Source organism: Bombilactobacillus mellifer (assembly GCF_000970795.1).
GTDB classification, from domain to species: Bacteria; Bacillota; Bacilli; order Lactobacillales; family Lactobacillaceae; genus Bombilactobacillus; species Bombilactobacillus mellifer.
The window spans coordinates 732039-754323 of record NZ_KQ034028.1; the positions used below are offsets into that span (position 1 = coordinate 732039).

18 protein-coding genes and 1 pseudogene are annotated in these 22285 nt (G+C 40.6%); all 19 read left to right on the top strand.

The window, feature by feature from the left end; all coding sequences use genetic code 11:
- Nucleotides 1–23: 23 nt before the first annotated feature.
- A complete protein-coding gene (gene tsf / locus JG30_RS03650) occupies nt 24–902 on the top strand; it encodes a translation elongation factor Ts (RefSeq protein WP_046316236.1) in 879 nt (292 codons plus the stop codon).
- Nucleotides 903–1000: 98 nt separating this feature from the next.
- Complete coding sequence (gene pyrH / locus JG30_RS03655; protein ID WP_046316238.1) at nt 1001–1732, top strand: UMP kinase; 732 nt, start codon at nt 1001–1003, stop codon at nt 1730–1732.
- Entirely contained in the window at nt 1725–2282 is a 558-nt protein-coding gene (gene frr / locus JG30_RS03660) for a ribosome recycling factor (RefSeq protein ID WP_046316240.1), read from the top strand. The genes pyrH and frr overlap by 8 nt, the downstream gene beginning before the upstream one ends.
- Before the next feature lie 47 nt (nt 2283–2329).
- Complete coding sequence (gene uppS, locus JG30_RS03665) at nt 2330–3046, top strand: undecaprenyl pyrophosphate synthase (protein WP_046316242.1); 717 nt, start codon at nt 2330–2332, stop codon at nt 3044–3046.
- A gap of 22 nt (nt 3047–3068) precedes the next feature.
- Nucleotides 3069–3884, top strand: coding sequence for a phosphatidate cytidylyltransferase (locus tag JG30_RS03670; RefSeq protein ID WP_046316244.1), 816 nt, complete (start codon nt 3069–3071; stop codon nt 3882–3884).
- 19 nt (nt 3885–3903) lie between these two features.
- Nucleotides 3904–5175 (top strand): RIP metalloprotease RseP, encoded by a 1272-nt coding sequence (gene rseP / locus JG30_RS03675; RefSeq protein ID WP_046316246.1) that lies wholly within the window; start codon nt 3904–3906, stop codon nt 5173–5175.
- A gap of 24 nt (nt 5176–5199) precedes the next feature.
- On the top strand, nt 5200–6912 hold the full coding sequence (locus JG30_RS03680; protein ID WP_046316248.1) for a proline--tRNA ligase: 1713 nt from the start codon (nt 5200–5202) through the stop codon (nt 6910–6912).
- Between the two features lie 23 nt (nt 6913–6935).
- On the top strand, nt 6936–11246 hold the full coding sequence (locus tag JG30_RS03685; RefSeq protein WP_282433257.1) for a PolC-type DNA polymerase III: 4311 nt from the start codon (nt 6936–6938) through the stop codon (nt 11244–11246).
- A 134-nt stretch (nt 11247–11380) separates the two neighbouring features.
- The gene (rimP, locus tag JG30_RS03690) at nt 11381–11854 is read left to right on the top strand and encodes a ribosome maturation factor RimP (RefSeq protein ID WP_046316249.1); all 474 of its coding nucleotides are present in this window, start codon (nt 11381–11383) and stop codon (nt 11852–11854) included.
- Between the two features lie 17 nt (nt 11855–11871).
- A pseudogene (gene nusA / locus JG30_RS03695) lies at nt 11872–12921 on the top strand (transcription termination factor NusA); the annotation flags it as partial.
- A 65-nt stretch (nt 12922–12986) separates the two neighbouring features.
- Nucleotides 12987–13295 carry an RNase P modulator RnpM gene (gene rnpM, locus JG30_RS03700; RefSeq protein WP_046316251.1) on the top strand — a complete coding sequence of 103 codons (309 nt, stop codon included), beginning with the start codon at nt 12987–12989 and terminating at the stop codon, nt 13293–13295.
- Nucleotides 13292–13597, top strand: coding sequence for a L7Ae/L30e/S12e/Gadd45 family ribosomal protein (locus JG30_RS03705; protein WP_046316253.1), 306 nt, complete (start codon nt 13292–13294; stop codon nt 13595–13597). Before rnpM ends, JG30_RS03705 begins: the two co-directional genes overlap by 4 nt.
- 13 nt (nt 13598–13610) lie before the next feature.
- The gene (infB, locus tag JG30_RS03710) at nt 13611–16241 is read left to right on the top strand and encodes a translation initiation factor IF-2 (protein WP_046316255.1); all 2631 of its coding nucleotides are present in this window, start codon (nt 13611–13613) and stop codon (nt 16239–16241) included.
- Between the two features lie 25 nt (nt 16242–16266).
- Nucleotides 16267–16617, top strand: coding sequence for a 30S ribosome-binding factor RbfA (gene rbfA, locus JG30_RS03715; protein ID WP_179854021.1), 351 nt, complete (start codon nt 16267–16269; stop codon nt 16615–16617).
- Between the two features lie 115 nt (nt 16618–16732).
- Nucleotides 16733–17632: a tRNA pseudouridine(55) synthase TruB gene (gene truB / locus JG30_RS03720; protein WP_046316258.1), complete on the top strand. Its 900-nt coding sequence runs from the start codon at nt 16733–16735 to the stop codon at nt 17630–17632.
- A 5-nt stretch (nt 17633–17637) separates the two neighbouring features.
- Nucleotides 17638–18582, top strand: coding sequence for a riboflavin biosynthesis protein RibF (ribF, locus tag JG30_RS03725; protein WP_046316260.1), 945 nt, complete (start codon nt 17638–17640; stop codon nt 18580–18582).
- An 88-nt stretch (nt 18583–18670) separates the two neighbouring features.
- A complete protein-coding gene (hrcA, locus tag JG30_RS03730) occupies nt 18671–19744 on the top strand; it encodes a heat-inducible transcriptional repressor HrcA (protein WP_046316262.1) in 1074 nt (357 codons plus the stop codon).
- An 11-nt stretch (nt 19745–19755) separates the two neighbouring features.
- A complete protein-coding gene (gene grpE, locus JG30_RS03735; protein WP_046316264.1) occupies nt 19756–20385 on the top strand; it encodes a nucleotide exchange factor GrpE in 630 nt (209 codons plus the stop codon).
- Nucleotides 20386–20422: 37 nt separating this feature from the next.
- Entirely contained in the window at nt 20423–22270 is a 1848-nt protein-coding gene (gene dnaK / locus JG30_RS03740) for a molecular chaperone DnaK (protein WP_046316265.1), read from the top strand.
- Nucleotides 22271–22285: the final 15 nt, after the last annotated feature.

The following is a 22285-nucleotide window of genomic DNA, read 5'->3' on the forward strand; positions in this document are numbered from 1 at the left end:
AGTATTTAAAAAAGGAGAATAAGATGACCAAAATTACTGCGGCTCAAGTTAAAGAGCTTCGGGATAAAACCAGTGTGGGCATGATGGATGCTAAAAAAGCCTTGGTGGCCGCTGATGGTGACATGCAAAAGGCAATTGATGAACTACGTGAAAAAGGAGTAGCCAAGGCAGCTAAAAAGAGCAGTCGTATTGCAGCGGAAGGTTTAGCTGCGATTAAAATTGCAGGTAATGCAGCAGCAATGGTTGAAGTTAATTCGGAAACGGATTTTGTAGCTTCTAACGAAAAGTTCACAACCTTAGTTGATCAAATTGCGCAGGCCCTAGTTGAGCAACAACCAGCTGATTTAACAGCAGCTCAACAACTTAAGTTAGCTAATGGCGATACGATTGCTGCAGCGATCACTAACTTAACAGCGGTAATTGGGGAAAAGATCACTTTACGACGTTTTAAAATTGTAACTAAAACAGCTACCCAAAATTTTGGTTCTTATTTGCATAATGGCGGTCAAGTGGCTAGTTTAGTAGTGTTGGAAGGCGCTGATGAAGCTACGGCACATGATGTGGCTATGCATGTGGCAGCAATTAATCCTGAATATTTGCAACGTGATCAAGTAGATGCTGCTGTTTTAGACCATCAAAAAGAAATCTTTACGCAAGAAACTTTAAATGAAGGCAAACCTGAAAAAATTGTTCCTAAAATTGTGGAAGGTCGCTTAAATAAATATTTATCGGAAATTTGTTTGGCTGATCAAGATTTTGTTAAAGATCCAGATCAAACTGTTAGTCACTATGTAGCTTCTAAAGGTGGACAATTAGTTAATTTTGTGCGCTATGAAGTTGGAGAAGGCATTGAAAAACGGCAAGACAACTTTGTCGATGAAGTCATGGGTCAAATTAAGTAAAAGCGCAGAAGCGCTTTTTTTTTGGGCAGATATCTGAGACTGTCTAAATAAATTGGGTATGTTAGAATAAAAAGAAGAATTTGACAAGGAGCTTAGTAATGACTGTTAAATATCAACGAGTTGTTTTAAAATTAAGTGGTGAAGCTTTAGCCGGTGACAAGGGATTTGGCATTAATCCGCCGGTTATTGCGGAAATCGCAGAACAAATTAAAAAAGTGCATCAGTTAGGAGTCGAAATCGCGATCGTTTGTGGTGGTGGCAATATTTGGCGTGGTGAAACCGGAGCCGAAATGGGCATGGACCGGGCGCAAGCTGACTATATTGGAATGTTAGCTACCGTCATGAATGGTTTGGCTTTACAAGATGCTTTAGAAACTGTGGGAGTACCTACTCGGGTTCAAACTTCCATTGAAATGCGGCAAGTCGCTGAGCCTTACATTCGCCGCAAAGCTATTCGTCATCTGGAAAAAGGACGGGTCGTAATTTTTTCCTGCGGCACTGGTAGTCCCTATTTTTCGACAGATACTACTTCAGTTTTACGAGCTGCAGAAATTAATGCAGATGTGATTTTAATGGCTAAAAATGGCGTTGATGGAGTTTATTCGGCGGATCCGCTCAAAGATCCACAAGCAGTTAAATACGATGAATTAACACAATTAGAAGTGATTAATAAACAATTAGGAATTATGGATTCCACTGCGAGCTCACTGTCCATGGATAATGATATCCCACTGGTAGTCTTCAATCTTAATAAAACCGATAATATTGTTCGCGTAGTGGAAGGTGAACAAATCGGGACAACCATTACAGGAGGCAACAAAAATGAGTAACCCTTTAATTGATAAAACGGATTCACACATGCAAAAAAGTCTCACAGCTTTACGCCGGGAATTGAGTCATATTCGTGCGGGACGTGCTAATGTTAGTTTATTAAATGGAATTAACGTGGATTGTTACGGCACTACGATGCCTTTGAACCAAGTAGCTTCCATTTCGACACCGGAAGCGCGGGTATTACTAGTTTCCCCGTTTGATAAATCCACTTTAAAAGATATTGAAAAATCACTTCTGCAATCCGATCTGGGTATTAATCCAGCCAATGATGGCAGTGTCATTCGTTTAGTAATTCCGCAATTAACGGGGGAACGACGTCAGGAATTGGCTAAAGAAGTTAATAAAATTGCGGAAACAGCTAAAATTAGCATTCGTAATATTCGACGTGAAGCGATGGATGAAGTCAAAAAGCAACAAAAGAAGAATGAAATTACGGATGATGAATTGCACGATTTAGAAAAGCAAGTGCAAAAAGTAACCGATAAAAATATTCAGCAAGTGGATACTATGGCAGCCAAAAAGTCTCAGGAAATCACGGCTGTTTAAACAATTTTTTAAATTTATGACTAATTTCGACATTGAGGAGCTGCATTATGATAGAGTCACCTTTACCTAAACATGTGGCAATTATTATGGATGGCAATGGTCGTTGGGCAAAACGGCGTGGATTGCCGCGCGTAGCCGGTCATAAAGCGGGCATGAATAATTTAAAAACTATCGCTTTGGCAGCAAATGATTTACACATTAAGGCGTTGACGGTTTATGCCTTTTCCACGGAAAATTGGCGGCGACCACAGCAAGAAGTTCAATTTTTAATGAATTTGCCTGTTGATTTTTTTGGCAGCTTTATGCCTGACATTCAGGCCCACAATGTCCGTATTCTAATTACCGGTTTTTGGCAGCAATTGCCCAGCAAAACTCGTCAAGTCTGTCAACGGGCAGTAGCGGAAACGGCGGCCAACACCGGAATGATTTTGAATTTTGCTTTCAATTACGGAGGACGCAGCGATATTTTACAAGCCGTACAGCGGATTTGCCAAGACTGTCAAAATCAAACTTTGTCTCCTGATCAGATTTCAGAAGCAACTTTTGCCCGCTATTTAAAGTCTGCCCAATTACAAGATTTACAAGATCCGGACTTATTAATTCGAACTAGTGGAGAAGAGCGGATGTCTAATTTTTATCTGTGGGAATTAGCTTATGCGGAGCTAGTTTTTGTTCCTGAAATGTGGCCCGACTATTCACCTACTAATTTACAGCGTGATCTTCAAGTCTTTCAACACCGGAACCGGCGTTTTGGGGGATTATAATTTGAGTAAGTGAGGTTATTTTTTGAAAACAAGAATCATTACAGCCATAGTGGCTTTAGCAATTTTTATTCCAATTCTCATTGCTGGTGGTTTGTGGATTGATCTAGCAGCCTCCGTTTTATCCGTGATTGGATTATCAGAAGTTTATATTATGCGCAAACGGATTATTGTTTCGATGGATTTTCTGATTGCTGCGATCGGAGTCTTGTTACTGTCCTTACCGGAAAAAGCTTTAACCTGGCTTCCTCACGATTTTTCACGTTTTGACTTAGCGTACGTGTTTGTGGCTTTATTATTAGTTTTAATGGTGTTTACGAAAAATAATTTTAACTTTGAAGACGCTGGGGTCACGATTTTATCGATGTTTTATATTGGCAATGGCTTTCACTACTTAGCGGCCATTCGAAACTCTGATTCTGGGGGCTTATCCTTATTATTATTTGGGATGATTATCGTTTGGGTAACCGACAGTGGGGCCTATTTTGTAGGCCGTAAATTTGGCAAGCACAAATTATACCCGGCAATTAGTCCCAATAAAACTTGGGAAGGTTCACTGGGAGGCGTGATTTTAGCAGTGGTTTTCGCCCTGATTTATATGTTTGGTTTCCAACAATACCAAAATATTCCTACCATTCCGCAAAATACGTTGCTGTTAATTGTCATTACTATAGTTTTATCAGTTGCAGGACAGCTGGGCGATTTAGTGGAATCTGCTTATAAACGCTACTACGGTGTCAAAGATTCGGGTAAAATTTTGCCAGGACACGGTGGAATCTTAGATCGCTTTGATAGTATGCTTTTTGTATTGCCCTTGATTCACTCGTTAGGTTTTATCTAATTCAGAGGGAGGATCTTTTGTGGTTGCAATTCTCACATTTATCGTTGTTTTCGGGTTAATTGTCCTAGTTCATGAATTTGGCCATTATTTTTGGTCTAAACATTCGGGGATTTTAGTGCGCCAATTTTCCATTGGAATGGGCCCTAAGTTAGTATCTTATACCAAAAATCACACTTTATACACGATTCGGCTGTTACCATTGGGAGGCTATGTATTAATGGCCGGAGCCGAAGATGACGATGAGGAATTGAAACCGGGTGTGATGGTGGGCTTAAAATTAAACGCCGCCAATAAAGTAGTATGCATTGATAATTCACAAACCGACCATGATGCTTCGTTGATGCCCGTCCAAATAGTACAAGCTGATTTACAAAAAGATTTATTTATTGAAGGGTACGTGGCTGGCGATGATCGTCAATTACAGCGTTTTGAAGTGGACCATGATGCCACGTTAATCGACGAAACGCACACGGCTATGCAAATTGCTCCTATTGATGTGCAATTTAATTCAGCTAGTTTATGGAATCGGTTTTTAACTAATGCTGCTGGTCCCTTTAATAATTTGGTGTTTGGGGTCTTGCTATACGTAGTTAGTGCTTTTATGCTGGGTGGAGCTCCAGTCAATCGTCCCCAACTAGGAGCCATTGCGCCGAATTCACCGGCGGCACAAGCACATTTACAACCGAATGACCAAATATTGGCCATCAATCAACATAAGATTGCTACTTGGGATCAAATGGCGCGGACCATCACTAAATACCCTGGTCAGGAAATTACTTTACAAATCAAAACGTCACATCAAAAAATTAAGCAAGTTAAATTGACTCCCAAAAAAGTTACTAATGGTTCGCAAAAAGTCGGACAAATCGGAGTTATGCAGGCGCGCAATGCAGCTGTAGGCCCTACTTTAAAATATGGGGTGCAATCGGGATTTCAAACGGTAGGTTTAATTTTTCAAGCGTTAAAACAAATGGTAACCGGGGGCTTCAATCTAAATCAATTAGGCGGACCGGTAGCAATTTACTCGGAAACCTCGCAAGTCGCAGCTATGGGCTTTAAACAAGTAGTAGTTTTTATTGCTTGGCTGTCGATCAATTTGGGAATTATGAATTTACTGCCCATTCCCGCTTTGGATGGTGGTAAACTGTTACTAAATGTAATTGAAGCTTTACGTCAAAAACCAATCTCCCAAAAGACGGAAATTGCGGTCAATCTAGTTGGAGTCGCGTTTTTACTTGTGTTAATGGTTGCTGTTACTTGGAATGACATCACACGCTTTTTTATTAAATGATAAGTACTAAAAAGGAGGGGCCAGATGAAACAATCACAAATTTTTATTCCTACATTAAAAGAAATTCCCAGTGATGCGGAAGCTAAAAGTCATCAATTAATGCTGCGAGGAGGCTTTATTCGCCAAGTTTCGGCAGGTATTTATGCTTATTTGCCGCTAGCAGTTCGGGTTTTACACAATATTGAACAAATCGTCCGTGAGGAAATGGAGCAGATTGATGCGATTGAAATGTTAGCACCTGCGATTTTGCCGGGAGAATTATGGCAAGAGAGTGGACGTTATGCCACTTACGGTGATAATTTATTCAAATTAAAAGATCGTCATGAGCGCAATTTTATTTTGGGACCGACGCATGAAGAAACCTTAACTTACTTAATTCGTGATCAATTAAATTCATATAAAAAAATGCCGAAGATTTTATATCAAATTCAGGCCAAATATCGTGATGAAGATCGACCACGTTATGGTTTATTGCGTGGCCGCGAGTTTATCATGAAAGATGGCTACTCATTTTCGGCTAATCAAGCACAATTAGACGATGCTTTTAATAAAATGGAGCAGGCGTACACTAATATTTTCAACCGTTGTGCGCTTGATTATCGCGTAATTCTGGGTGATTCTGGTGACATGGGCGGTAATGCTTCCAAGGAATTCTCTGCCGTGGCGGAAATTGGCGAAGATACAATTGTCTATTCTGATAGCAGTGACTATGCGGCCAATTTAGAAATGGCTCAAAGTATAATTCAACCGAATCCACAAGAAACAGCTCAACCGCTACAAACGGTGGCCACTCCTCATACCCCTACAGTAGAATCAGTAGCTGCTTTCTTAAAAGTTACACCCAAGCAAGTGATCAAGAGTCGGGCTTATGTTGTTGATGAGCAGCCAGTCCTAGTGTTAATTCGAGGGGACTCTGAAGTCAATGAAACTAAGCTGAAAAATGTTTTAAACGCTCAACAAGATGTCCAAATGGCGACGGATGAGCAAGTGGAATCGATGTTTCACAGTGTAGCCGGCTTCATGGGTCCGTTTGATTTGCCAGAGACGGTGAAAATAGTAGCTGACTCATCATTAAAGGGCTTGTGTAATGGCGTAACCGGCGCTAATCAAAAAGATCTACATTGGCAAAATGTTAATTTAGAACGGGATCTGCACTTGAGTGATCAAGATTTTGTAGATGTCCGTACGGTTCAACCGGGAGAATTATCCCCAGATCATCAAGGCAGCCTCCAATTCACACGAGGTATTGAAATTGGCCATATTTTCAAATTAGGTACAAGATATTCTGAAACTTTAAAAGCTACCTTTCTAGATGAAAATGGCCGCCAGCAACCGGTGATTATGGGTTCTTATGGCATTGGTATTAGCCGGTTGCTATCTGCAATTGTCGAACAGCATTGTGACGATGCCGGCATTATATGGCCTTGGCAGCTGGCTCCATATCAAGTTCATGTGGTCATCATTAATACGAAGGATGAAGATCAAGTGCAGCTAGCTTCTGAAGTGGAGGCTTCTTTGCAGAATGCCGGTTTTTCGGTTTTGGTTGATGATCGTTCTGAACGGCCGGGAGTTAAGTTTGCTGAAGCTGATTTAATTGGGAGTCCGGTACGTATTACCGTCGGCAAAAAAGCCAGTGATAAAATTTTAGAAATTAAATTACGTAATCAAACCGATTCCGTTGAAGTCAATGAAAATGATCTTATTGATTCGATGAAGATCCTTTTGAAAAATTATTAATGCATTAGCAACGAGGTGTTCTTTTGACACAACCAAATGCGTCGCAATTGTTTCAAACCTTAATACAACAATTACATTTACCTGCCAATTTACAGCAATTAACTTTGCTGGAATCAGGACAAATAAAAAAAGTGGAAGTCCATACTGTTTCGCAGCGCTGGACTTTTATTTTTGAATTTGCGGATATTTTACCATTCGATGTTTTTCGAGTTTTTAATGAGCATTTACAAACGGCTTTTGCAGGAGTTAAACAAGTTGATTTTGTAATACAAATTGCTCATCCGAGCTTAGATCAACAACTGCTGAATCAATATTGGGCTTATGTCGTCAGCCAAGTACAGCCCCAGTCGTCAGCTTTGAAACAGTTAGCTTGTCAAAAAGGTTTGACACTGCAAGATGATCGTGTCTTTTTAGAAGTTAATAATCAAGTTGTGAAAGATTATTTGACGCATAAGTGTTTAGATCTGATTGAGGCCACCTACCAAAAGCTGGGATTTCCCCAGTTCCATATTCAGGTGGTAGTGGACGATTCTCAAATTCAAACACAGATGGCCGAATTAGAGCAAAAACAGCTTGCGGAACAACAACAATTAGCTGCGCAAGTTTCACAAACTGCCTCTACGAAAACGACATCCCAGTCGGCACCGGCCCCCAGCACCATTTGGGGTAAAAAGATTAACTCACAAACACCTATCACTTCCATGGTTGATATTGTGGAGGAACAACAATCAGTAGTTGTGGAAGGTTACGTTTTTAGTAGTGAGATCCGCAAACTCCGGTCCGAGCGGCAGTTATTAATTTTAGAGGTGACGGATTATACTTCTTCCTTTGTGGTGAAAAAATTTTCCCGGACTAATGATCCTGAAGACGTTTTTGCGGATCTGAAACAAGGTATTTGGCTGAGGATTCGCGGTTCCGTTCAAGAAGACAGTTATTCGCATGAATTGGTAATCAATGCATTTGATCTGAATTTGATCAAAAAAATTGGCCGCCAAGATCAAGCTGCAGAAAAACGCATTGAACTGCATGTGCATACAAATATGAGTCAAATGGATGCGGTTAGTTCAACTACTGCTTTGGTACAACGTGCAGCGGATTGGGGTCAACCGGCGATTGCTATTACTGATCATTCTACCGTTCAAGCTTTCCCGGATGCCCATAGTGCAGGCGAAAAACTAGGTGTCAAAATTATTTACGGGGTGGAAGTCAATCTGGTTGATGAAGGAGATCCCATTGCCTACAATTTACGGGATCAAGAGTTGGAGCATGCCGAATATGTCATTTTTGATGTAGAAACTACCGGTTTATCGGCGGTTTATGATTCCATTATTGAATTAGCTGCCGTTAAAATGAAAGACGGTAAAGTAATTGCAGAATTTGATGAGTTTATTGATCCTCAACATCCATTATCTGCCACTACTATTAACTTAACCTCGATAACTGACGAAATGGTGCAGGGGAGTAATACTGAAGCGCAAGCGATTCAAAAATTTGCCAAATTTAGCGGCGATGATATTTTGGTGGGTCACAATGTAACTTTTGATATTGGTTTTTTAAATGCCGCCCGACAGCGACAGCATTTATCTGCCGTCCAGGTTCCTGTGTTGGATACCTTAGAATTGTCACGAACTCTGCATTCAGAATATCGCAATCATAAACTAGATAGTTTAGCTAAACGTTATAATATTAAATTGGAGCACCATCATCGGGCTAACTCGGATGCCGCCACGACCGGTTATTTGATGTATCAATTACTGGCAGAGTTAAAAGCAAAGTTTCAAACCACTAACGTTCAACAACTCAATGATCACATTGGGGGCCCTGAAGCGTATAAACAAGCCCGTCCCTATCATGCCACGTTGTTGGCACAAACGCAGGCAGGTTTGAAAAACCTTTTTAAAATTGTTTCGGCTTCGATGACCGAATATTATTTTCGAACACCGCGGGTCCCACGTAATCTTTTAAATCGTTATCGACAAGGCATTATCGTCGGTTCGGCATGCAGTTCAGGCGAGGTTTTCACCGCCATGATGCAAAAAGGATATGCTGAGGCTTATCAAAAAGCCCAATATTATGATTATTTAGAAGTCATGCCACCGGCGATTTATCAACCTTTGTTGGATCAAAAGCTGATTGCTGATCAAAAAGCGCTTGAGGAAATTTTGACCAACATCGTCCGTTTGGGTGATGAATTACAAAAGCCGGTCGTAGCTACGGGCGATGTACATTATTTAGATGCCAAAGACGCCATTTATCGCGATATTATTGTCAAAGCTGTGAAGAGTAATCCCTTAGCGCGGCAAAAACTCCCGGTCGCTGATTTCAAAACTACCGAGGAAATGCTTGCGGCGTTTGATTGGTTAGATGAAAAAAAAGCTTATCAAATAGTCGTCGAAAATACGCATACTGTCGCCGATTGGATTGCAGACGACATTACCCCTGTGAAGGATAAACTTTATACTCCTAAAATGGCGGGCTCGGAACAAGAAATTCAGGACCTGACTTATAGTAAGGCGCACGAACTTTATGGCGATCCGCTGCCGCCGATTGTCCAGAACCGGTTGGACAAAGAATTGAAAAGTATTATTGGCAATGGATTTTCAGTCATTTATTTAATTGCGCAGCGTTTGGTATATAAAAGTAATAAGGATGGTTATTTAGTTGGTTCGCGGGGATCGGTAGGTTCTAGTTTAGTAGCAACGATGACCGGAATTACTGAAGTAAATCCGTTACCGCCCCATTATCGTTGTCCCAAATGTCACTATACGCAATTTTTTGAAAATGGCGAAATCGGGTCAGGCTTTGATTTGCCAGCTAAAAATTGTCCAGAATGTGGAACGCCTTTAAAGAAGGACGGTCACGATATTCCCTTTGAAACTTTTTTGGGTTTCAATGGTGATAAAGTCCCCGATATTGATTTAAATTTCTCGGGGGATTATCAGCCGATTGCGCATAATTATACTAAAGTGTTATTTGGTGAAGATCATGTCTTTCGTGCTGGAACCATTGGGACCGTCGCCGATCGAACAGCGTATGGTTATGTCAGCAATTATGAAGAACTGACGGATCAAAAATTTCGGGGGGCCGAAAAAGATCGCCTAGCCGCCGGAGCCACAGGAGTTAAACGCACTACTGGACAACATCCAGCGGGCATTATTGTGGTGCCGGATGATATGGATATTTATGATTTCACTCCGATCCAATATCCGGCTGACGACCAAAATGCTGCTTGGAAAACAACACATTTTGATTTTCATTCTATTCATGATAATATTTTAAAACTGGATATTTTGGGACATGATGACCCGACGATGATTCGGATGTTACAAGATTTATCCGGCATTGATCCGCAAACGATTCCTACTGATGATCCAGGGGTTATGGCGTTATTTTCCGGAACTGAATCCTTAGGAGTAACACCAGAACAAATTAATTCAAAAATGGGTACTTTAGGCATTCCCGAATTTGGGACACGTTTTGTGCGCGGAATGTTGGAGGAAACGCATCCGACGACCTTTGCCGAATTACTGCAGATTTCCGGCTTGTCTCATGGTACGGATGTCTGGTTAGGTAATGCTGAAGATTATATTCAGCAAGGGGTCGTGACGTTAAAAGATGTTATTGGTTGTCGGGATAATATCATGATGGACTTGATTCATTGGGGGATGGATCCGAATTTGTCCTTTCAAATCATGGAACACGTGCGCAAAGGGCGGGGAATCCCGGAAGAATGGCAAGCTCAAATGCGGGCCAATAAAAAAGTTCCTGATTGGTATATTGATTCTTGTCTCAAGATCAAATACATGTTTCCTAAAGCTCATGCCACAGCCTATATTATGATGGCTTTACGGATCGCTTATTTTAAAGTCCATTTTCCAATTATTTATTATTGTGCTTATTTCTCTGTGCGCTGTGATACCTTTGATTTAAAAGCCATGTCTCAAGGTAAAGCCGCAGTTAAAAGTGCAATGAAAGTAATTAATGATCAAGGTAATGATGCCACGGCAAAAGACAAAAGTTTATTGACGGTTTTAGAAATTGCCAATGAATGTCTGGAACGGGGGATTCAAATAAAAATGGTCGATATCGAACGCTCGGATGCGATGAATTTTCAGATTCTGGACGAGCACACTTTATTAGCTCCTTTTATTGCGGTTCCTAGTTTAGGTCTCAATGTGGCCAAACAAATCGTAGCCGCACGGGAGGAACAACCATTTTTATCTAAAGAAGATTTAGCTCAACGTGGGAAAGTGTCGCAAACCATCATTAATTATTTAACTGAAAATCACGTACTCGACCAATTACCAGATGAAAATCAATTATCATTATTTTAATTAAATTCTTGCAAAACCTAAGAGTTTATATTAAACTAATAGTTAAGTTGATTTTAGATGACGAGTGAGCAGAGATGCTCACTCTTTTTATTGTAGCCTACGTCAATCAGCTAGTTTGGCAAAGGAGTGTTTAATTGAGTACAGTTACCGAAAAAGTCACAGCTTTGGTGCAGCCGATTTTACAAGCCCATGGGTTTTATTTGGTGGACTTGAATTATGTCAAAGAAGGCACCAATTGGTACTTACGGGTTTTTATTGATAAACCTGGCGGAATTGATATTGAGGAATGTGCTTTAGTGAACCAAGAATTAAGCGACCAATTAGATGTTGCGGATCCGGATCCGATTCCCAATGCATACTTTTTAGAAGTTTCCTCACCGGGAGCGGAACGACCAATTAAAACTGAAACCGACTTGAAGTTGGCTGTTGACCAATATATACATGTCAGCTTATATCAAAAAATCAATGGTCAAAAAGTTTATGAAGGTTATTTAGATCGGTTTGATTCACATGACATATATTTAACTTATCGGGCAAAAACCCAGACAAAACAAGTAGTGTTACCCAGAAACAAAATAGCTGCAATGCGTTTAGCTATTGAGTTTTAGTAGTTAGGAGAAGCAAAATGAGTAAAGAATTAATGGATGCTTTCAGTGCTTTAGAAAAGGAAAAAGGCATTTCTAAAGAAGTGATTGTTGAAGCAATGGAAGCAGCACTCTTATCCGCTTATAAGCGTAATTATGGACAATCGCAAAATGTGGAAGTTAATTTTGATGAGCAAAAAGGCGATTTTCATGTTTATACGGTAAAAGAAGTCGTTGCCAATGTGGCAGATGAACGTTTTGAAATTAGTTTAGACGATGCACAAAGTATCAATAAAGGCTACGAAATTGGAGATCATATTAATGAAGAAGTTACTCCAAGTGACTTTGGACGAATCGCCGCGCAAACAGCTAAACAAGTGGTGATGCAGCGGGTACGCGAGGCCGAACGTAACAATATTTATGCCGAATATAGCCAATACCAAGATGAAATTATTCAAGGTGTGGTGCAACGGCGGGATAATCGCTTTGTGTATATTAATTTTGGCCGCGTGGAAGCAGTAATGGGACATAATGATCAAATTCCCGGTGAAACTTATCAACCCCAGGATCGCATTAAAGTTTATGTATCCAAAGTCGAAAATACAACTAAAGGACCGCAAATTTTTGTTTCGCGAACCAATGCCGGATTAGTCAAGCGGCTCTTTGAACAAGAAGTTCCCGAAATTTATGACGGGACCGTGGAAATTGTTTCCATAGCTCGAGAAGCGGGCGATCGCACGAAAATTGCGGTCAAATCAGACAATCCTAATGTCGATCCGGTAGGAACCACAGTCGGTCCGCGTGGTCAACGCGTACAAGCTGTAGTTGATGAATTACATGGTGAAAACATCGACGTGGTCAAGTGGGAAGAAGATCCATCTGATTTTATTGCGAATGCTTTAAATCCCGCAGAAGTGATTGCCGTACAATTTGATGATGAAACGAATCCTAAATCTTGTATTGTGATTGTACCGGATTATCATTTGTCTTTGGCAATTGGCAAACGGGGACAAAATGCGCGCCTAGCTGCCAAATTAACCAATTTTAAAATTGACATCAAGCCGGAATCAGCAGTGGAATTTGTGGACGAAACTGGAAATGAAATTGATGATCCTAATTTAGAGTAAATGTTTTAAAATGTAAGGTGGTGATGACGTTGAAGCAACGCAAAGTGCCAATGCGCAAAGATGTGTTAACCAATGAAATGGCTCCCAAACGGTTATTAGTCCGCATTGTCAAAAATAAAGAAGGACAAGTCAGTTTGGATCCGACCGGTAAAAAACCGGGGCGGGGAGCCTATGTTGGTTTGAATGCGGCCGCTGTCAAACAAGCTCAACAAAAACATAGTTTAGATAAAATTTTAGAAACTAAACTCAGTGATGATTTTTATCAAGAGTTGTATGATTATGTTGAGCACCAACAGGCTCGCTTCGATTTGTTTGGTGAATTAGGTAAAAAACATTGAATGATCAAGCAATTTTAAATCTTTTAGGGTTAGCTTTCCGAGCTCAAAAAGTAGTGAGTGGGTTTGATTTAGTTTTACAAGCGATCGCACATCAACGAGTGAGCTTTGTCTTTGTGGCGCAAGAGACTAGTCCCAAAACGCTCAAAGAATTACAATATCAGTTGAGTAAAACTAAAATTCCCTCTTTTCAAAAATTTTCACAGGCCCAATTAAGTAAAGCAATTGGTCGTTCTCGTAAAATTATTGCCATTACGGATCCCGGTTTTGCTAGACGCTTTCAAGAATTAGTCACGAAAAATTAAGGAGTGTGAATTTATGGGGAAAAAACGCGTTTATGAATTAGCAAAGGAATTATCCATTCCCAGTAAAGAACTAGTCAATTTGGCTCAACGCAATAAAATGGATATTGCTTCCCACATGGCAGTCTTAGAGACTTCACAAATTCAGCAATTAACCAAACTGGTGCAACAACAAACAACAGCTAAAAGCCAAAATGCATCACAAGCTGCGGTTAAACAACATCCACAGCATGCTGGTTCGGAAAAAACTAAAATTAAAATTACGGCTATTCGCCGTTCAGAAAAAAATAACACCGAGAAAAAGGAAAATAAAAAGCCGAACAACCAAGCGCGGACGGCGAATAATAATCGATCTAGTCAAAATACAACGCGCAATCGCAATCAAAATTCGAATCAAAACCGGAATCGCACTAATCGCAATACTAACGGTGATCGCCGCTCATCCATGATGAATCGTGCTAGTGCTGGTCGCAAACATTTGGCCCAATATAAGCAAAATGCTCAAGCCTCAGTAGAAGAAATTGATAAATCGCGGCAACAAGCTGCAGCTAACCATCAAAAGCGGGCTAAACGGCCAGTCACTTCAACTACATCAGCTACAGCACGACCAACAGCGCAGAAAAAAACAACGGCTACAAAAACCAACAATTATCGCAATCATCGAACTTCTACCCCCAAAGCTCCTGCTATGCCGCAACCAGTAGCAGCGGAACAGAAGGAAAAACAAGCGAGTGAAAATAAGCGCCAGCATGAATTCACCAATAATCGGCGCAAAAATGAACATATCGATTATCGTAATAAACCCAAGCATAAAAATAAGCGTAAACTGAAAAAAAGACAAGTTAATAAGCCTAAAAAAGTGTTACCACAGCGTAAAGAGCGGCCATTACCAGAAACGTTGGAATATACAGTCGGGATGAATGCCCAAGATCTAGGGAAAATTTTGCATCGTGAGCCGGCAGAAATTGTGAAAAAGTTATTCATGTTAGGTATCATGGTCAACCAAAATCAATCCTTAGATAAAGATACAATTGAATTATTAGCCACAGACTACGATATCAATGCCCAAGAAAAAGTAGAAGAAGATATTACTGATTTAGATACTTTCTTTGAAGCTGAAGTTAGCAACACTGATAATTTAGAAAGTCGGCCGCCGGTAGTTACTATTATGGGACATGTTGATCATGGGAAAACTACCTTATTGGACAATTTGCGAAACAGTCATGTGACCGCCGGAGAAGCAGGTGGAATCACTCAGCATATTGGTGCTTACCAAGTCAAATTAGATAATCGCTTAATTACCTTCTTAGATACCCCGGGGCACGCAGCCTTTTCTAATATGCGGGCCCGCGGAGCGGATATTACAGACATTGTCGTTTTAGTGGTGGCTGCAGATGATGGAGTAATGCCGCAAACGATTGAGGCTATTAACCATGCAAAGGCCGCCAAAGATCCGATTATTGTAGCTATCAATAAAATCGATAAGCCTGATGCTAATCCGCAACATGTCACCGAGGAATTAATGAAATATGAATTAATCCCTGAAGAATACGGTGGCGATACCATTTTCGTAAATATTTCCGCTAAAAAAGGCACTGGGATCGATGATTTATTGCAAATGATTTTGCTGGAAGCAGATGTTTTAGAGTTAAAGGCCAATCCCAAACAAAAGGCAGTCGGCACGGTTATTGAAGCTCGCTTAGATAAAGGCCGCGGTCCGGTGGCAAGTCTTTTAGTGCAACAAGGGACTCTGCACAAAGGTGATCCGATCGTAGTGGGCAATACCTTTGGCCGCGTACGGGTTATGACCGACGATCGGGGGCGGCGAATTAAAGAAGCTCTACCTTCCCAACCGGTCATGATTACTGGTCTAAATGATGTGCCGCAATCTGCTGATAAATTTGTGGTCTTTGATGATGAAAAAACCGCCCGCTCGGCCGGTGAAGAACGGGCTAAACAGGCACAAATGGAAGAACGCAAGCGCACTAATGCGGTCACTTTAGACAACTTGTTTGATACCATGAAACAAAATGATATGAAAGAAGTCGACGTCGTTATTAAAGCTGACGTCCAGGGTTCGGTCGAAGCCTTACAAAACAGCTTGGAAAAAATTGATGTCGAAGGCGTCCGGGTGAATATTATTCATGCCGCGGTCGGAGCTATTAATGAAAGTGATGTTACCTTAGCTTCAGCAAGTAATGCCATTATCATTGGTTTTAACGTTCGACCAACGAATCAAGCTAAAATTCAAGCAGATGAAGAAAATGTCGATATCCGATTGCATAATGTCATTTATAAAGCCATTGATGAAATTGAATCGGCCATGAAGGGCTTGTTGGAGCCAGTCTATGAAGAAAAAGTCACGGGTAATTTAACCGTTCGCGAAACTTATAAAGTATCCAAAGTGGGCACAATTGCCGGCTGTATTGTGGATAGCGGGTTAATTCAACGTGATAGTGGCGTGCGGCTGATTCGCGATGGAATTGTCATTTACCAAGGGAAATTGGCATCCTTAAAACGATTTAAAGATGACGTTAAAGAAGTCAAACAGGGTTTTGAATGTGGTTTAACCATTGCTGATTACAATGATATTAAAATCGATGACCAATTAGAAGCCTATGTCATGCAAGAAGTTCAAGTAGAATAATTGACCATCCTAAAGGAGGATTGCGATGCAACATCGAGTTGGACGTCTGGAACAAGAAATTCAGCGGGAAGTCAATGATCTTCTTTTGAAGCAAGTGCGTGATCCTCGAGTACAAGGGATTACGATTACCGGAGTTGAAGTTACAGGTGATTTGCAGCAAGCCACCATTTATTTCAGCATCTTAGCAGATCAAGCTAGTGCTGCAACGCGTGCTCTAGCCGGTCTCAATCATGCCAAAGGGTTGATTCGGCGGGAACTAGGGCATCGCTTATCTATCTATAAAACGCCGGAAATCTTTTTTAAACAAGATCAATCGATTCGTTATGGCGAACATATTGATCAATTATTAAAACAGTTACATGAACGTGAACAGTAATTATTCAGATGAAGATCGGATGAAAAACTAAAGTGTCTCAGAGGATAAGTTCTGAGGCGCTTTTTTGTAATGGCCTAATTATGCTATAATTTTATCTGTGAATTGAGGTGACAAAATGAATGGCATTGTGCCACTCTATAAACCTAAAGGCAACACCAGCGGCGCTTGCGTTTATCGCCTGCGCCACTTACTGCAAGAGAAAAAAATAGGACATACAGGGACCTTAGATCCTGACGTCGATGGAGTTTTAGTCTTATGTGTCGGACAAGCTACGAAGCTGGTTAATCGTTTGATGGACTCTCATAAAATTTATCAAGGTCAAGTAACATTAGGCGTCGCCACTACAACGGAAGACGCGAGTGGTGAAGTGATCGCCCACAAACCTTTAGCTCAGCCGTTTGACAAACAGGTGATTCAAGCGGCCATGCAACAATTAACGGGAACCATTGATCAAACACCACCACTGTATTCGGCCGTGAAAGTGAAAGGACGGCGCTTATATGAATATGCCCGCTTGCACGAACCAGTTGAGCGACCAACAAGACGAGTAACGATTTACAATTTTCAAATGCTTGCCGATCCCTTTTTTAATACTGCTACCCAGCAGCAAACAATCAATTTTACAGTTGAATGTTCAAAAGGAACTTATATTCGCACTTTAGCTGTTCAGTTAGGAGAATTATTGCAGGTTCCGGCACATATGAGTGCTTTGACGCGTAGTTATGGAAGTGGTTTTGGGTTGGCGCAAACCTTTAGTTTCACCGATATCGAAACGCAATTAGCCCAAGGACGCAGAGATTTTTTGTTACCTCTGGATTGTGCCATTCCACAAATGTCGCACTATGAATTAAGTCCACTTCAATGGCAATTGGTACAAAATGGACATTGGCTAACGCTGCCAGAGCAAACCGCTCCAGAATTAGCTTTGTACTATCACCGGGTATTAAAGGCGATATATCAGCGACAAACACAACGTTTTGTCCCCCAATTAATGTTGTTAAATAATGACAGGTGAGCAAATTGCAAGTAAAAAAGCTTAAATTTGGAAAACATAATTTCCAGCAAGTTATCCAGCCGCAAGTCTTGGTCGCTGGTTTTTTTGATGGTGTTCATTTGGGTCACCAGAGTGTAATTAAGACGGGAGTGAGACTGGCCCGAACTAAAAATATGCCGGTGAGTGTTTTGACTTTTGATCGTCATCCAGCGCTAGTTTATAGTCCACAGCCGCCGGCTTACTATCAATATTTGTCACCTTTACAACGTAAATTAGAGTTATTGGACAATCTAGGTGTTGATCGGGTGTATATTGCTGAATTTAATCCCGATTTTGCCCATTTACGACCGCAGTCTTTTGTGGAACAGTTTTTAATCCCACTGCATCTGGATACTTTAGTGGCGGGGTTTGATTGGACGTTTGGTCCCAAAACTCAAGCCAATATGGAGACCTTACGGCAGTTGGCCCAAGGGCGTTTTACAGTTTTGAAAGTTCCTAAATTGCAGTTCGATCAACAAAAAATTTCTTCGACGCATATCCGTCAATTCTTAAAGACCCATCAGATTGCGGCAGCTAATTTAATGCTCAATTATAATTACCAAAATAGCGGTGTCGTCGTACACGGTTTTCATCGGGGGCGGCGGTTAGGTTTTCCCACCGCCAATTTAGACATTCCTTTGGAACAATTAATTCCAGCGATTGGAGTGTATGTTACCCGCGTTCGAGTGGGGCAAGATTGGTATCCGGCCATGACTTCGATTGGGCGCAATGTGACTTTTAATCATGGAAATAATCCTTTAACTGTCGAGGCTAATCTTTTAGATTTTCAAGGTGATTTATACGGACAGACCATGAAAATCGAATGGTTAAAGTATTTACGCAAAGAGATCAAATTTGCGAATGCTTCGGAGTTAATTCAACAAATGCAGCAGGATCAATTACAAACTCAAAAATATTTTCAAAAAGTTTAGCAAGCATCTTGACACAGTGCTAAGAGATTGCTATATTTGATAATGTTAGCACTCCGATAAAAAGAGTGCTAAAGCGAGGTGATTTAGTTTGATAACTGATCGTCAAGCACTAATTTTAAAAGCAATTGTGCAACAATATATTGAAACTGGACAGCCAGTAGGATCTAAGGCGCTAATGGATTTGTTACCGACACATGTCAGTTCGGCAACGATTCGTAATGATATGGCCAGTTTAGAAAAAGATGGTCTGATTGAAAAAATCCATTTATCGTCCGGACGGATCCCCTCGGTTCGAGGTTATCGTTATTATTTAGATAATTTATTAAAACCGATTAATATTTCTGATCAAACTAGTGAATTGATTCAATCGGATTTTGCGAAGCAAGAGTTTAACCGGATTGATGAAATTGTAGCGCAGTCAGCAAAGATTCTATCAACATTAACCAGTTATACGGCGATTGCTTTGGGTCCAGAAAGTAAAAATACTAAATTAACCGGCTTTCGGATAGTCGAACTCAATGATAATCAAATTATGGCGATTATTGTAACCAGCGATGGTGCAGTCTTTAACCAAGTTTATAAAGTTCCGCGCAATAGTTCCGGGGAACAAATTGAGGAAATAGTCCGCATCATTAATGATCAACTAGTGGGCGAGACACTGGCAACAGTTTCCCACCGCTTACAGACGGATTTTCCGCAGTTGGTATCCCGCTATTTACAAACGCCTAATGGCTTTTTAGCAATGTTTGATCGATTTTTAGATAAAGTAACGGCAGACCATTTCTTTGTCGATGGAAAGTCCAACTTATTTAATTACGTCGATGCACGGAATACTTCTAATTTGAAGTATTTGTATTCATTGTTTGACAGTGATTATTATTTAGCACGACTTTTAGGCTTAGACCAAAATGACACTCATGATGAAGATGAACACGGTATTCAGGTTCATTTAGGATATGAGTTAGATCCGCAAACCTTAAAAAATTATAGTTTAATTACAGCTAAATATAGTGTAGGCAGCCATGGGCAAGGGTTAATTGCCCTTTTGGGTCCTACGAATATGCCGTACTCGCAATTGATTGGCTTAATTGCTTCGCTGCGGCAAGAGTTAGCCAAACAGTTACGTGAGTATTTTAGTGATTTAAATGGTAATTCAAGTTAGGAGGAATTGACTTGACCAAACGAGATCCAGAAGCAACGGAGTTCCCTTCCGAAAAGGACTTAAAGAAAACTGCCAATTCTGCGCAGGCTAATTTGAAAGCCTCTCAGCCTGAAACAAAGCAAAAAGCAGCCGCTCAAACTGCACAGTCAGCTGATAATGATAATGAAGCAGTGATTGATAAATTATTAGATAAGAATCAAGAATTGGAAAAGAAATTACGTGCCAGTCAAGATCAGTATTTACGGGCGGAAGCAGAAATTCAAAACATAAAACGACATAATCAAATGGAACAGGCTGATTTGATCAAGTATGATGGTCAAAAATTAGCGACCGCCATTTTGCCGTCATTGGATAATCTGCAACGAGCTTTGCAAGCACAAAGTTCCAATAAAGCACAAGAAGAGAGTATTCTAACTGGTGTAAAGATGGTTTTAAAACATTTACAACAGGCTTTAAAAGAAAATCAAGTTGAAGAAATTCCGGCGGCGGGTCAAAAATTTGATCCGACTTTGCATCAAGCAGTACAAACCGTACCGGCGGATGATCAACATCCGGCCGAAACTGTGGTCGAAGTTTTACAAACAGGTTATAAATTGAAAGATCGAGTTTTACGTCCTAGTATGGTAGTCGTGGCTCAGTAAATAAATTGAGAATGTATAAAAGGGAAGGTATTGTTATATGTCAAAAATAATTGGAATTGACTTGGGAACTACAAACTCTGCAGTAGCTGTTTTGGAAGGCGGCGAACCGAAGATTATTGCTAATCCGGAAGGCGGTCGGACGACTCCTTCAGTGGTAGCTTTTAAAGATGGAGAGACACAAGTTGGTGAAGTTGCTAAGCGGCAAGCTATTACCAATCCCAATACCATTTCTTCAATTAAGCGTCATATGGGAGAAGCCGGTTACAAAGTTAATGTAGATGGCAAAGATTATACCCCACAAGAAATTTCCGCAATGATCTTACAATATATCAAGAATTTTTCTGAAAAATATCTAGGCGATAAGGTTACTGAAGCAGTAATTACCGTTCCGGCATACTTCAATGATTCACAACGTCAGGCTACAAAAGATGCAGGTAAAATTGCAGGCCTGGAGGTTAAACGGATTATTAATGAACCTACCGCTTCTGCTTTGGCTTATGGCTTGGATAAAGGTGATGCTGATGAAAAAGTTCTCGTTTATGATTTAGGTGGCGGAACTTTTGACGTTTCCATTTTGGAATTAGGTGACGGAGTCTTTCAAGTATTATCAACCAATGGGGATACTCATTTGGGCGGTGATGATTTTGATAAGGCCATTATGGATTGGTTAGTGGCGGACTTCAAGGCGCAAAATGACATTGATTTATCCCAAGATAAAATGGCTTTACAACGTTTGAAAGATGCCGCTGAAAAAGCTAAAAAAGATTTATCCGGTGTTAGTGAAACTGAAATCAGTCTGCCGTTTATTTCAGCTGGTGCAAATGGTCCATTACATTTGCAGACCACATTGTCCCGCGCTAAATTTAATGAATTAACAGCTGACCTAGTAGAGAAGACCCGGATTCCGGTCGAGAATGCTTTAAAAGATGCTGATTTATCAGCAAGCGACATTAATAAAGTAATTTTAAATGGTGGTTCTACCCGAATCCCAGCTGTTCAAGAAGCAGTGCAAAAATGGACCGGCAAGGAACCAGATCATTCAATTAATCCTGATGAAGCGGTGGCTTTAGGAGCAGCTATTCAAGGCGGCGTGATTACCGGCGATGTGAAAGATGTGGTTTTACTGGATGTTACTCCTTTGTCCTTAGGTATTGAAACGATGGGCGGAGTCTTTACCAAATTAATTGATCGTAATACCACGATTCCTACCAGCAAATCCCAAGTCTTTTCTACAGCGGCTGATAATCAACCAGCAGTGGACATTCATGTTTTGCAAGGTGAGCGGTCCATGGCGGCGGATAACAAGACTTTAGGCCGTTTCCAATTAACGGACATTCCTGCTGCACCCCGTGGTGTGCCACAGATTGAAGTTAAATTTGACATTGACAAAAATGGGATTGTGAATGTGTCGGCGAAAGATTTAGGTACCGGCAAGTCACAAAAAATCACCATTAAGAGTTCCTCCGGTTTATCAGACGAAGAAATTGAACGGATGAAAAAAGAAGCCAAGGAAAACGAAGCTTCCGATAAGAAACGCAAAGAAGAAGCCGACTTACGCAATGAAGTTGATCAGTTAATCTTTACTACAGATAAAACCTTAAAGGATGTTAAGGGTAAAGTTTCGGAAGACGAAATCAAAAAAGCTCAAGATGCTGAAGAAGCTTTGAAGAAGGCTCAGGCAGATAATAATCTCGATGAAATGAAGACCAAAAAGGATGATTTGAACAAGATTATCCAGGATATGTCAGTCAAATTATACCAACAAGCACAACAAGAACGGCAAGCTCAAGGCAAGTCAAATGGTGAGAGCTCTCAAAAAAATGATGCGGATAAAGATACCGTCGATGGTGACTTTAAAGAAGTTAATCCGGATGACAAGAAATAATTAGCTGACAAGTAG